Source organism: Georgenia phoenicis (genome assembly GCF_047302425.1).
Classification (GTDB): domain Bacteria; phylum Actinomycetota; class Actinomycetes; order Actinomycetales; family Actinomycetaceae; genus Oceanitalea.
Window position 1 is genome coordinate 1,208,387 of sequence record NZ_CP154855.1, and the last position, 11,861, is coordinate 1,220,247.

Annotated in this window: 12 protein-coding genes; 4 read left to right on the forward strand and 8 right to left on the reverse strand. The window is 72.9% G+C overall.

The genetic code is table 11. The annotated features are described in order from the left end of the window. Positions 1 to 18: 18 nt before the first annotated feature. Positions 19 to 1,098: a DUF418 domain-containing protein gene (locus AA0005_RS05805; protein WP_413452463.1), complete on the reverse strand. Its 1,080-nt coding sequence runs from the start codon at positions 1,096 to 1,098 to the stop codon at positions 19 to 21. A 214-nt stretch (positions 1,099 to 1,312) separates the two neighbouring features. Between AA0005_RS05805 and aztD the strand changes: the two genes are divergently transcribed. After that, complete coding sequence (gene aztD / locus AA0005_RS05810; RefSeq protein ID WP_413452464.1) at positions 1,313 to 2,599, forward strand: zinc metallochaperone AztD; 1,287 nt, start codon at positions 1,313 to 1,315, stop codon at positions 2,597 to 2,599. Positions 2,600 to 2,661: 62 nt separating this feature from the next. Here aztD and AA0005_RS05815 read toward each other — a convergent pair whose 3' ends face one another. Continuing rightward, positions 2,662 to 2,883: a hypothetical protein gene (locus tag AA0005_RS05815; RefSeq protein ID WP_413452465.1), complete on the reverse strand. Its 222-nt coding sequence runs from the start codon at positions 2,881 to 2,883 to the stop codon at positions 2,662 to 2,664. 40 nt (positions 2,884 to 2,923) lie between these two features. Here AA0005_RS05815 and AA0005_RS05820 point away from each other — a divergent pair, with 40 nt between their 5' ends. Further along, a complete protein-coding gene (locus AA0005_RS05820) occupies positions 2,924 to 4,198 on the forward strand; it encodes a hypothetical protein (RefSeq protein ID WP_413452466.1) in 1,275 nt (424 codons plus the stop codon). Positions 4,199 to 4,255: 57 nt separating this feature from the next. Continuing rightward, positions 4,256 to 5,026 carry a fumarylacetoacetate hydrolase family protein gene (locus tag AA0005_RS05825; protein WP_413452467.1) on the forward strand — a complete coding sequence of 257 codons (771 nt, stop codon included), beginning with the start codon at positions 4,256 to 4,258 and terminating at the stop codon, positions 5,024 to 5,026. On the opposite strand, the gene glsA is transcribed toward AA0005_RS05825, so the two are convergent. Further along, the gene (gene glsA, locus AA0005_RS05830; RefSeq protein ID WP_413452468.1) at positions 5,016 to 6,062 is read right to left on the reverse strand and encodes a glutaminase A; all 1,047 of its coding nucleotides are present in this window, start codon (positions 6,060 to 6,062) and stop codon (positions 5,016 to 5,018) included. The genes AA0005_RS05825 and glsA overlap by 11 nt on opposite strands. Before the next feature lie 48 nt (positions 6,063 to 6,110). Between glsA and AA0005_RS05835 the strand changes: the two genes are divergently transcribed. After that, complete coding sequence (locus AA0005_RS05835) at positions 6,111 to 6,536, forward strand: HIT family protein (RefSeq protein WP_413452469.1); 426 nt, start codon at positions 6,111 to 6,113, stop codon at positions 6,534 to 6,536. A 72-nt stretch (positions 6,537 to 6,608) separates the two neighbouring features. Here the strand turns inward: AA0005_RS05835 and AA0005_RS05840 are convergent, their stop codons facing one another. Genes AA0005_RS05840 through AA0005_RS05860 form a run of 5 tightly spaced genes read right to left on the reverse strand, consistent with a single transcriptional unit; the run spans position 6,609 to position 11,764 of the window. Further along, a complete protein-coding gene (locus AA0005_RS05840) occupies positions 6,609 to 7,487 on the reverse strand; it encodes an ABC transporter permease (RefSeq protein WP_413452470.1) in 879 nt (292 codons plus the stop codon). Beyond that, a complete protein-coding gene (locus AA0005_RS05845) occupies positions 7,487 to 8,398 on the reverse strand; it encodes an ABC transporter permease (RefSeq protein ID WP_413452471.1) in 912 nt (303 codons plus the stop codon). The genes AA0005_RS05840 and AA0005_RS05845 overlap by 1 nt, the downstream gene beginning before the upstream one ends. Next, positions 8,395 to 9,519: an ABC transporter ATP-binding protein gene (locus tag AA0005_RS05850; protein WP_413452472.1), complete on the reverse strand. Its 1,125-nt coding sequence runs from the start codon at positions 9,517 to 9,519 to the stop codon at positions 8,395 to 8,397. The genes AA0005_RS05845 and AA0005_RS05850 overlap by 4 nt, the downstream gene beginning before the upstream one ends. A 1-nt stretch (position 9,520) precedes the next feature. Then, positions 9,521 to 10,741, reverse strand: a complete 1,221-nt coding sequence (locus AA0005_RS05855) for an extracellular solute-binding protein (RefSeq protein WP_413452473.1) — start codon at positions 10,739 to 10,741, stop codon at positions 9,521 to 9,523. A 45-nt stretch (positions 10,742 to 10,786) separates the two neighbouring features. Further along, on the reverse strand, positions 10,787 to 11,764 hold the full coding sequence (locus AA0005_RS05860; protein WP_413452474.1) for a LacI family DNA-binding transcriptional regulator: 978 nt from the start codon (positions 11,762 to 11,764) through the stop codon (positions 10,787 to 10,789). Positions 11,765 to 11,861: the final 97 nt, after the last annotated feature.

An 11,861-nucleotide genomic window follows, 5' to 3' on the forward strand; every position in this document is an offset into this window, starting at 1 on the left:
GCACCGCGGGCGGGCGGTTCAGACCCGGCTGGGGGCCACGGGCGGCCGGTAGCTCCCGACGGTCACCAGGCGCATGAGCCACTCGAGCGGGCCGCGGCCGACGAAGCGGGTCCACAGCGTGCACACCGCGAGGGTGACGAGGACGAACCACAGCAGGACGGCGTTGGACTCGGGGTACCAGACGACGGCGCTGCCGAGGACGGCGATGGCGACGATGTGCGCCGAGTACGCGGTCAGCGCCATCGCCCCGGTGGCCGCCACCGGGTACAGCACCGTGCGGCTCACGCGGGCGGTGGCGGGCAGCGTCGTGAGCGCGAGGACGACGGCGAGCACGAGCAGGGCGACGCCCGAGTTGCCCACCACCTCGAAGGTGGCGTCGGCGTGCGGGTCGGTGCGCAGCAGCTGCTCGGCGAGCGGGGTGGCCGGCTGCACCACGCCGCGCAGGTAGTCCCCGCCGCCGTAGCCGACGAGCAGCAGACCCAGCCCGGTGAGGCCGAGGAGGGCCTGGACGGTGGGGGAGCGCAGGTCCAGCCGGCCCACGCACAGGCCGAGGAGCATGTACGCGATCCACACGAGCGCCGGGTAGTAGCCGGTGAGGACGAGGTCGAGGAGCAGGTTGTCGCCCCGCTCCACCTGGACCGGCGCAGTCCCGCGGGTGCCGGGGCGGAGGAGCACCGCCAGGAGCGTGGGACCGACGACCGCCGCCACGACGGCGAGGAGCCCCACGACCACCGGGCGCAGCGCGATGAACGGGGCGACGAGCAGGAAGGTCACCGCGTAGGACGGGAGGATGACGGCCACCGGTGTCCCGAGCGCGGTGAGCAGCAGGCCGATGACCAGGACGACGCCGGCACGCGTGGCCACCCGCAGCCAGCCGTGGGTGAGGGCCGGCCCCTGCGGGACGGTGCGGCCGCCGGTGAACAGGGCGATCGACAGGCCCGCGAGGATCGCGAACATCGCCGAGGGTCGTCCGTCCGCGACGACGAACCACGCCGGTGAGTGCACGCCGCCGGGACCGGCGTCACCGAGGTGGGCGACGAACATCCCGAGGACCGCCAGCCCCCGGGCGATGTCGACCCCGACGATCCGTTGGTTCACGCGCCCAGCGTAGGCGCCCGTCCGCCCGCACCCCTCGCGCTTCCGTCGCCCTTCTCGGTCTCGGGTCGCCCTCCTGCGCGCTCTCTCGCGAGCAGAAGGTGCGACGGAAGCGGCATCCTCCGACGCGCCCAGCGCCTTGACGAGAACGATTCTCATTCTCTAACGTGTGGCGCGCGCCTCTTCCGGCGCGCCACACGACGAAGGAGACCTGCCCGTGCCCATCACCTCTCGCCGCGCGCTTCCCGCGCTCGGCCTGCTCGCGACCCTCGCCCTGGCGGCGTGCGCGCCCGGCGGCGCCGACGACGCCCATCCCTCACCCGCGGCCGAGACGCCGGCCAACGAGCCGGTCGAGGTCGCCACGCTCGACCCCCGCGTCGTCCTCACCTACGACGGTGGCGTCATGACCGTCGACACCGGCACCGGTGAGGTGCTCGACGACGTGCCGCTGAGCGGGTTCCTCCGCGTCAACCCCGCGGGGGACGGCAGGCACGTCCTCGTCTCCACCGCGGAGGGCTTCCAGGCCTACGACACCGGCCTGCTGGTCGAGGGCCACGGCGACCACCACCACTACTACGCCTCGGCTCCCGCTCTCACGGACACCGTCCTGGCGGCCGACGTCCCCGGCCACGTCGTCACCCACGCCGGGCGCACGGCCCTCTTCGCCGACGGCACCGGGGAGGTGCAGGTCATCGACCCGGCCGAGCTCGCCGACGGGACGCCGCAGGGCGAGACGTGGACCGCCCCCGACCCCCACCACGGCGTGGCCGTCACGCTGTCCGACGACACGATGCTCGTCAGCGTGGGCACCGAGGACGGGCGGACCGGTGCCGCCCTCGTCGGCCCCGACGGTGAGGAGCTGGCCGCGGGGAGCTGCCCGGGCCTGCACGGTGAGGCGGTGGCGGCGGGGGAGGCCGTCGTCGTCGGCTGCGAGGACGGCCCGCTCGTCCTGCGCGACGGGGCGTTCCACAAGGTGACGGTCGAGGACGAGTACGCCAGGTCAGGGAACCTGGCCGGCTCCAGCGAGTCCGCCGTCGTCCTCGGCGACTACAAGGTCGACCCGGAGGCCGAGCTCGAGCGGCCCGAGAGGGTCGCGCTCATCGACACGCGCACCGACAGCCTGCGGCTCGTCGACCTCGGGGCGAGCTACACCTTCCGCTCGCTCGGCCGCGGCCTGGACGGTCAGGCGCTCGTGCTGACGACCGACGGGAGCCTGCGCGTCATCGACGACGAGACCGGTGAGGAGCTCCGCCGGGTCGACGTCGTCGGGCCGTGGGAGGAGCCGCTGGCCTGGCAGGAGCCGCGGCCGGCGCTCCAGGCCGCCGACGGCGTCGCCTACGTCACCGAGCCCGCGGCGCGCGAGCTCCACGCCGTCGACCTCGCCACGGGGGTGGTCGTGCGCACTTACGAGCTCCCGCACGTGCCCAACGAGCTGGCCGTCGCGACCGGCTTCCCGCCGGCGTCGGACGAGCACGACGGCGAGGACGGGCACGCGCACGACTGACCCGCGCCGCCACCGCCGGGCAAGGGCGCCCGGCGGTTCCTCGGTCCCGGGCGCCCGTCCGGCTACTCGAGCATGTCCTCGACGTCGGCGGTCAGCTGCTCCGCGGCCTCCTGCGGCGAGAGGTTCCCGAAGAGCACCTCGAGGTTGTACCGCTCGTCCGCGACGCCGTCGACGAAGGCGACGCCGGGAGCGCTTCGGTCGTACGTCTCGATCAGCGGTCGCCCGTCCCTGCACCCAGCGAGGAACAGAAGGTGCGACCCATCGCGAAGCGGGCAGCCTCGCAAACCCTCACCACGCGGGCGGGCGCGCTGCTACCGTCCGGCCATGAGGTCACCGGCGCCGTCGCCGGGGACGATCGGCCTCACCGTGCTCGTGATGGGCGTCGTCCTCGCACTGCTCCCGGGCTGGCTGCTGCCCGGGCGGTGGTTCGGGCCGGACGCCACCGCCGGCCCGGCCGTCATCCCCGCGCGCTTCGCCGACTACTCCTACCTCACCGGCAGCGTCTCCGCGTCACCGCCGGGGCGGGCCGTGGCCGTCTACCAGCACGGCTTCGGGGTCGAGCTCCTGGACTTCCCGCAGGCGGTCGTCGCGGGGGCCGACGGCGAGGGGTACCGCCGCCTCGACGCCGCCGAGGGTCGCGGGGCGGTGGGGGACGCCGGCCCCATGCTCCTGTCCCCGGACGGCACCCGGGTGGCCGTCGGCCGGTGGCAGACGGCCTGGCCGGACGTCGTCGTGGTCGACCTCGCCACCGGAAGGAGCACGCGGCACGTCGTGCCCGGGGCGGGCAGTGACTTCCCGCTCGCCTGGTCGCCCGACTCCACGCTGCTCGCCTACGCCAGGACCGAGGAGGCGGCCGATCCCTGGGGTGCCGGCTCCGGCGAGCTCGGCCTGCTCGACCTCACCACCGGGGAGGCCCGGACCCTGCCGGACCACCCCGACGTCATGGCGGCGGCCTTCTCCCCGGACGGCACGGAGCTGGCGGTGCACCGGGCCGCGCGGGACGCGGACCGGAGCGGTGTCCTCGAGGTCCTCGACCGCGACGGCGCCGTGCTCCGGACGCTGCCCTTCCCCGACCACCACGTCCTCGACGGGCCCTGGTCCCCGGACGGACGACTCCTCGCGGTGACGGCCCAGGGCGGCCAGGGTCGGGGCACCGCCTTCGTCGACGCCGCAGGCACGGGCGCGCCGGTCCCCGCGCGGGTCCCGGGTACGGCGATCGGCTGGGACGGCCTGCTCGGGTGGACGAGGGCGGGCGAGGCCCTCTTCCTCGACACCCCCGACGATCCCGCCGCCACCGACCTCTACTGGCTCACGGCGGTCCCGCTGGACGGCGGCGAGCCGCAGCGGCTGAGCGCCGTCCCGGGAGGCGGGAACTACGGGGTCGCCGGCTTCCAGCTGGCCACCGGTCTGCTCCCCGAGGCGCAGGTCCGCGACACCGACGTCGTGACGCGCGGGCTGTGGCCCACCGGCCTGCGCCTGGCGGTCGCGGCGGCCTGCGCCGCCCTCGCAACCGCGGCGGCCGGGAGGCTCGTGCGTCGCACCCCCGAGCGCTCGGGTCGTACGTCTCGGTCACCCGTCGCCACTCCCGGCACCCGCTGAGGTGCGGAAGGTGCGACCCGCCCGGACGGGCCCGTGCGCCCGGGTACCGTTGCCCCCATGCGCATCGCACGGTTCACCACGGGGGACAGCCCCCGCTACGGCATCCTCGAGGACGGCTCCACCGACCTGGTGGTGCTCAAGGGGGACCCGCTGTTCATGCCGGTCGCCACGACCGGTGAGCGCGTCTCGCTCGACGACGTCCGCCTCCTCTCGCCCGTCATCCCGCGCTCCAAGGTCGTGGGCGTGGGCCGCAACTACGCCGAGCACGCGGCCGAGATGGGCAACGAGGTCCCCGAGGAGCCGATCCTCTTCCTCAAGCCCAACACCTCCGTCACCGGCCCGGACGACCCGATCGTCGTCCCCGGCTACGCGGAGGAGGTGGACCACGAGGCCGAGCTCGCCGTCGTCGTCTCCCGCATGACGAAGAACGTGAGCGCCGAGCAGGCGCTGGACCACGTGTTCGGCTACACGGTGGCCAACGACGTCACGGCCCGCGCCGCCCAGCGCGCGGACACGACGTGGACGCGCGGCAAGGCCTTCGACACCTCCTGCCCCACGGGCCCCTTCCTCGCGATGGACCTCGACGTCTCCGACGTCGCCGTGCGCGCGTGGGTGGACGGGGAGCTGCGGCAGGACGGGCGCACCTCCCAGATGGTGCGCGGCGTGCCCGAGCTCATCGCCTACGTCTCGACGATCTTCACCCTGCTCCCTGGCGACATCATCCTCACCGGCACGCCCGCCGGCGTCGGGCCGGTGCGCCCGGGCCAGCGCGTCGAGGTCGAGGTCGAGGGCATCGGCCGCTTCGGCAACAACGTCGTCAAGCGCTAGGACCGCCCTCCGGGTGGACCCCGGAGGCGAAGAGGTTGAGGCCCAGGGTCCGGGACAGGTGCGCCGCGGCGAGCTGCCCGCGGACGCTGGCGCCCGCCCGGTCCAGCCGCGGCGAGTAGGTGCCGAGCGCCCCTTTGCCGGGGGCGACGGCGACGATCCCGCCGCCGATCCCGGACTTCGCGGGGATGCCGATCTCGAAAAGCCACTCGCACGAGCGCTCGTACATGCCGGTCGCCGCGAGCACCGCGAGGGTGTCGCGGCAGACCTCGGCCGAGACGACCCGCTCGCGGGTCAGCGGGTTGACCCCGCCGTCGGCGAGGGTGGCACCCATGACGGCGAGGTCGCGGGCGGTGACCCGCAGGGAGCACTGGCGCGTGTAGACGTCGAGGACGGCGAGGGAGTCGCCCTCGATGCGGCCGTAGCCCTCGAGCAGCTGGGCGATGCCCCGGTTGCGGTGGTTGCTCGCCGCCTCGGAGCGGTAGACGACGTCGTCGAGCTCGAGCGGACGGCCCGCGAAGCGGGACAGGCCCGCGTGCAGGAGCTGCCACTTCTCCTCGGGGGGGCCGCCGGGGAGCAGCGCGGTCGTCGCGAGGGCGCCGGCGTTGACCATGGGGTTCATCGGGTGGCCGCCGTTGAGCTCCAGCGCCATGACCGAGTTGAAGGACAGGCCGGTGTTGTTGACCCCGACGCGCTCGCGGACGATCTCGTGCCCGTAGGCCTCGCTGACGAGGGCGTAGACGAAGGCCTTGGAGATCGACTGCATGGTGAACTCGACGTCGGCGTCCCCCGCGGCGTGCAGCGTGCCGTCGGTGACGGCGACGCACACGCCGAAGTGGGCGGGGTCGGCCTGCGCGAGAACGGGGACGTAGTCGGCGACGACGCCGTCGTCGCGGGTGCGGTACCGCTCGTGGACGTCGCGCACGAGCGAGGCGATGCGTGACTGCTCGGGCAGCGAGCCGGTCGAGACCTCCTGGGCGACGCCGGCGACGTCGGTCTCCACGGGCTCGCCGGTCGCGGGCATGCGGTGTGCGCTCATCGTCGACAGATACCAGACTCCGGGGGCGAGCGGTGCCATCATCGGGGGATGGCCGCGGACCAGGGGTGTGTGTTCTGCCGGATCGTCGCGGGGACGGAGGCGGGGCAGGTCGTGCTCGAGACCGACGACGTCGTCGCCTTCCTCGACGTAAGGCCCGTGTTCAAGGGGCACACGCTCGTCGTGCCGCGTGAGCACGTCGTCACCCTGCCCGAGCTGCCCGACGCGCTCGTCGGTCCCTTCTTCGCCCAGGTGCGGCGGGTGGCGGCCGTGGTGCCGGAGGCGCTCGGCGCGCAGGGCACCTTCGTCGCGATGAACAACGTCGTCAGCCAGAGCGTCGCGCACCTGCACGCGCACGTCGTGCCCCGCACGAAGGGGGACGGGCTGCGCGGCTTCTTCTGGCCGCGCGCCCGCTACGCCGCGGGCGAGCCGGAGGAGTACGCCGCGCGGCTGCGGGTGGCGCTCGCGAGCGCGTAGGAACAACGTGAAGGGTTCGGATCTCCACGAGACCCGAACCCCTCACGTTGCGGGGGAGGCGGAAAGCCGCCGTCAGTCGGCGTCCTTGGCGTCCTGCACGCGCGCCACCAGCTGGGTGGGGTTGATGAAGCGCAGCGCGACGATGAGGATCGCGAGCATCGTGCCCGTGTAGAGCACCGCCATCGACGAGACGAGCTGGCGGGCCTCGGCGCCGCCGGCGGAGGTCATCGCCCGGTAGATCGCCACGACGAGCGTGTCCGAGCGGGGCCCCGAGACGAGGAACGTCAGCTCGAACATCCCCACCGTCCGCACGAGGACGAGGATCGAGGCGGCGAGGATCCCCGGGATGAGGAGCGGGGCGAGGATCCGGACGAAGACGTCCTTCATCGTCGCGCCGCACATCCGCGCGGCGTTCTCGATCGCCGGGTTGATCTGCTCGATGAACGGCGTCATCGTCATGATGACGAAGGGCACCGACGGCACGAGGTTGACGAGGACGACGGCCACGACCGTGCGCCCCAGCCCGGCGTTGTACATGACGGTGGCCAGCGGGATGCCGTAGGTGATCGGCGGGATGATGATCGGCAGCAGGAAGAGCAGCGTGAGCAGCCGCTTCCCCGGGAAGCTGCGCCGCGCCAGCAGGTAGGCGGCCGGCACCCCGATGAGCGTGGACAGGACGACGACGGCGACCGCCACCCCCAGCGTCACCGCCAGGACGTGGGCGAGGTCGAAGCGGTCCCAGGCCGCCGCGTACCACTCGGTGGTCCACTCCACCGGCAGCCAGGTGCTGAACCACTGCCCGGCGAAGGAGTCGACGAGCACCGAGACGAGGATCCCGATGAGGAAGACGAAGAACAGCGCGGCGAGGAACCACACCACCCAGGTCGTGGGGGTGGCGACGATCCGCCGTCTGGTCCCGGTCGGCGTGCCGACCCTCTCGATGGCGGCCATCAGCCCTTCCCTCCGGTCGAGCCCTTGTACAGGGTGGAGCGCCACAGCAGGACGAGGGCGATGACGATGAGCTCGACGACGCCCATGAGGATGGCCACGGTCGAGGCCATCGGGTAGTCGATCTGCTCGCCGAAGGCCCGGTAGGCCATGAGGGCCATGACCCGTGTCTCCCCGGTGGCATCACCGACCAGGCGCGCCGAGGGGAAGACGGAGAAGGCGAGGACGAAGGTGAGGACGAAAGTCGTCGCCAGGCCCGGGGCGAGCAGCGGCATGATGATGCGCCGGAAGCGCTGCCACCACCCCGCGCCGAGCGTCGTCGCCGCCGCCTCGAGGGACGGGTCGATGCCCGAGAGGTAGGAGGAGATGAGAAGGAAGGCGAAGGGGAAGCCGGAGATCACCAGGGACAGGAAGACGCCGGTGTAGTTCATCACCAGGGTGAGCGGCTGGTCGATGAGCCCGATGTCCATGAGGAGGCGGTTGAGCCACCCCTGACGCCCGGCGAAGATGAGCAGCCCCTGCGCGGTGAGCACGGTCCCCAGCGCGATCGGCAGGACGAGCAGCGTGGTGAGCGCCCGCTTGCCGCGGAACTTGCGCCGCAGCTTGAAGGCCACGGGCACGGCGGCGAGCACGTTGAACAGCGCCGCCGGCAGCGCCAGCCGCATGGTGATCCAGATCGAGTCGCGGAAGAAGGGGTCGGAGAAGAAGGCGACGTAGTTCGCCAGGATCCCGCCGCCCCACTGCTCCCGGATCGCCGCGCTCGGCTGGATCGTCAGCCCCAGCCCGTAGGCGAAGGGGTAGACGAACAGCGCGAGGGTGAAGAGGACCGCCGGCACGACGAGGAGGAGGGAGCGGTCGATGCCGCGCTCCGCCAGCCGGTGCTGGAGGCTCGCGGTGCTCCGGGTGCCGCTCACGTCCGCACCTCCTCCAGGTCGCGCTCCACGTCGGTGAGCCGCTCGCCGTCGAGCGCGGTACGGAACACGAGCGCCCGGGTCGGGTCGATGCTCAGCCGTACCCGGTCCCCGGGCCGGGGCGCGTGCTCGCTGCGCACGTGGACGGTGGTCCCGGACTCCGTCGTCGCCCCGACGGCGAACTCCCGCCCGTGGTACTCGACGACGGCCACCTGGGCCGGGATCCCGTCGTCGCCGGTCGACACGCGCATGTCCTCCGGACGCATCGCCAGGCGCACCCGGTCCCCGGCGGCGACGGCGTCCACCGCCGTCGCCGGGAGCCGGAAGTCGGCGTTCTCGACGACGACGGACGCCCCCGCGCCCGTCTGTGCCACCGTGACGTCGACCATGTTGCGGTAGCCCATGAAGTCGGCGACGTGCCAGTTGACGGGGTGGGTGTGGACCTCCTCGGGCGTGCCGACCTGCTGCACCCGTCCCTCGCGCAGCACGACGAGGCGGTCGGCCATGGACAGCGCCTCCTCCTGGTCGTGGGTGACGTAGACGGTGGTGAGGCCCAGGCTCTGGTGCAGCCGCCGGATCTCGGTGCGCATGTCGAGGCGGAGCTTGGCGTCGAGGTTGGACAGCGGTTCGTCCATGAGGACCAGCCGCGGCTCGAGGACGACGGCGCGCGCGATCGCCACCCGCTGCTGCTGGCCGCCCGAGAGCTGGCCGGGCAGCTTGCGGGCGTGCGCCTCGAGCTTGACGAGCGCGATCGCCTCGGCGACGCGCCGCTTGATCTCCGCCTTGGGCACGTCGCGCATCTGCAGGCCGAAGGCGACGTTCTTCTCCACGCTCAGGTGGGGGAAGAGGGCGTAGTTCTGGAAGACCATCCCGAAGCCGCGCTGCTCGGCCGGGAGGGTGTCGATGCGCTCGCCGTCGATCGTGATCGTGCCGTGGGTGAGCGGCAGCAGCCCGGCGAGGCAGTTGAGGGCCGTGGACTTCCCGCAGCCCGAGGGGCCGAGCAGGGCGATGAACTCCCCGGAGCGGATGGTGAGGTCGAGGTCCCGCAGCGCGTCGTGGCCGCCGAAGCTGCGGCCGACGCCGGAGAGCTGGAGGGTGTCGAAGGCACCGGCGTGGATGGCCATGTCAGTACTTCCCCGCACCGATCTCGCGGTCCCAGATGTCGAAGGCGGTGACCATCTGCTCGGGCGGCAGCGGCGTCGTCGTCGGCATGGTCTCGATGAGCTCGTCGTACCAGTCGCGACCGAACTCGGCGATGACCTGCTGGCTCTCCTCCGGCGCGAGGTCGAGGGTGGCGCCCTCGACGGCCGGGCCGGGGTAGAAGTAGCCGGTGTCGTAGGCGATGGCGTTGACCTCGGGGGTGAGCATGTACTCGAGGAGCTGGAGGATCGCGGAGATCTTGTCCGCGCTCTGGCCCTGCGGGATGACGGCGTAGTGCGCGTCGGTCACCCAGGTGAAGTCGTCGAAGGCCGCGGCCTCGATCTCGGCCGGCTCACGCCCGTCGGCGCGGGGCTCGATGTCCCAGCCGGTGGTCGTCGGGATGAGGCTCCACGTGCCGTCGGCCATGTTCGTGATGACCTGGCCGGTGCCCGTGGGGTAGTTGTCGACGTACTGGTTGAGCTCGCGCAGGTAGTCCCACGTCTTGTCCCACCCGTTCTCCGGGTCGCTCGGGTCCTCGTCGCCGAGGAGGTAGGGCAGGCCCATGAGGAAGGTGCGGCCGGGGCCGGAGTTGGCCGGGCGGGCGTAGCCGAACTGCCCGGGGTTGGCCTCGGCCCACGCGAGGAGCTCCTCGGGGGTGGAGGGCACGTCGGTGACGACCTCGGGGTTGTACTGGAGCAGCGGCCCGGAGGGGTAGTAGGTGACGACGACGCCGTAGCCGTCCGCCAGCTCCTGCATCGCGGCCGCGGGCTCGAGGTAGTTCTCCTGGTTGCCCAGGCGGTCGCCGTACTCGTCGACGACGGGGATCCACAGGTCCTGGTCGATGCCGGCGGACAGGCCGTCGTTGCCGGTGAGGACGAGGTCGATGGACAGGTTGCCGGAGTCGACCTGCGGCTTGACGGCGCCGACGAGGTCCGGCGCGCCGCCGGACTCCCAGGTGACCGCGGAGACGACGTCGGGGTGCTCCTCGACGAACTGGTCGATCATCCCCTCGGTCAGCTTGATGTTGCCCGCGACGTCGAGGATGTTGAGGGTGACGGGCTCCGAGGGCGTCTCGGGCACCTCGCCGGTGGCGGCGGGCGCGGCGCCGTCGTCGTCGCTGCCGGTGTCGGGCGGGGAGCACGCGGCGAGCACGAGGCCGGCGGTGGCGGCGATCGCGGCGAGCTGCAGAGGGCGGGTCCTGCGCATGGCACTTGCCTTTCGTCGGTGCCCGGCGTCGTCACCGGGCGGGGGTCACTGGGTGGGGGCCGGGCCGCTGCTGGCCCGGACCTTGAGCTCCATGGGGAGCAGGTGACGTGCGGGTGCCGACCCGTCGTCGGCGAGGAGGAGCTCGATGGCCTGGCGGGCCATGAGCCGGTTGGGGAAGGCCACCGAGCTGAGGTGGGGAGTCACCGCGGAGGCGAACATGATGTCGTCGAAGGACACGATCGACAGGTCGCGGGGGACCTCGACCCCGCGTCCCTTGACGCGGTCGAGCAGGCCGAGGGCCATGAGGTCGTTGAAGACGACGACGGCGGTGGCCGGGCTGGCGAGCAGCAGGTCGGCGGCCGCGACCCCGCCGGAGAAGTAGGGCATGAAGGTGCCGAGGTCGTGGGTGCTCAGTCCCAGCTCCGCGCCGACGGTGGCGACGGCGACGCGCCGCTGGGCGTCGGCCCACGAGCGCCCCGGCCCACCGGCGTAGGCGACCTCCCGGTGCCCCAGGGCGGCGAGGTGGCGCAGGGCCTGGCGCACGCCGTCGGCGTTGTCGGGGACGACGGTGTCCAGCCCCTCGGTCTCCCGGTTGACGAGGACGATGCGGGTCTCGCGGGCGTGGGCGAGGAGCTGGTCGGTGTCGGTGCGCGGGGAGCACAGGATGATGCCGTCGACGTCCCGGGCGAGCCGGCGGATGACGTCCGGCTCCTGGCGCGGGTCCTCGTCGGTGTCGGTGACGAAGAGGTGGAAGCCCAGCGCGTGGGCGCGGGCGTGGACGGCCTTGGTGATCGAGGAGAAGTAGGGGTTCTCGAGGTCCGGGATGACCAGGCCGATGTTCTCCGTGCGGCCGGTGGCGAGGTCCCGGGCGGCGCGGCTGGGCCGGTAGCCGAGCTGCTCGGCGGACTCGAGGACCCGTCGGCGGGTGTCGGGGGAGACCTTGTCCGGCGCAGTGAGCGCACGCGAGACCGTCGAGACGGACACGCCGGCCAGCCGGCCGACGTCGTGTGCAGTGGCTCGCATCACACCTCCCTGTGTGTGCGAGGAGTGTGCAGGCGCTCGCAGCGTCAGGTCAAGGACGTGTCCGAAACGTGACATACCGCCGCGTGCATCCCGCGCC

What these genes read in the sequence shown, in the direction of transcription:
- AA0005_RS05820 (WP_413452466.1), top strand. Translation starts at nt 2,924, where the DNA reads ATGAGGTCACCGGCGCCGTCGCCGGGGACGATCGGCCTCACCGTGCTC.
- AA0005_RS05825 (WP_413452467.1), top strand. Translation starts at nt 4,256, where the DNA reads ATGCGCATCGCACGGTTCACCACGGGGGACAGCCCCCGCTACGGCATC.
- glsA (WP_413452468.1), bottom strand. Translation starts at nt 6,062, where the DNA reads ATGAGCGCACACCGCATGCCCGCGACCGGCGAGCCCGTGGAGACCGAC.
- AA0005_RS05835 (WP_413452469.1), top strand. Translation starts at nt 6,111, where the DNA reads ATGGCCGCGGACCAGGGGTGTGTGTTCTGCCGGATCGTCGCGGGGACG.
- AA0005_RS05840 (WP_413452470.1), bottom strand. Translation starts at nt 7,487, where the DNA reads ATGGCCGCCATCGAGAGGGTCGGCACGCCGACCGGGACCAGACGGCGG.
- AA0005_RS05850 (WP_413452472.1), bottom strand. Translation starts at nt 9,519, where the DNA reads ATGGCCATCCACGCCGGTGCCTTCGACACCCTCCAGCTCTCCGGCGTC.
- AA0005_RS05855 (WP_413452473.1), bottom strand. Translation starts at nt 10,741, where the DNA reads ATGCGCAGGACCCGCCCTCTGCAGCTCGCCGCGATCGCCGCCACCGCC.
- AA0005_RS05860 (WP_413452474.1), bottom strand. Translation starts at nt 11,764, where the DNA reads ATGCGAGCCACTGCACACGACGTCGGCCGGCTGGCCGGCGTGTCCGTC.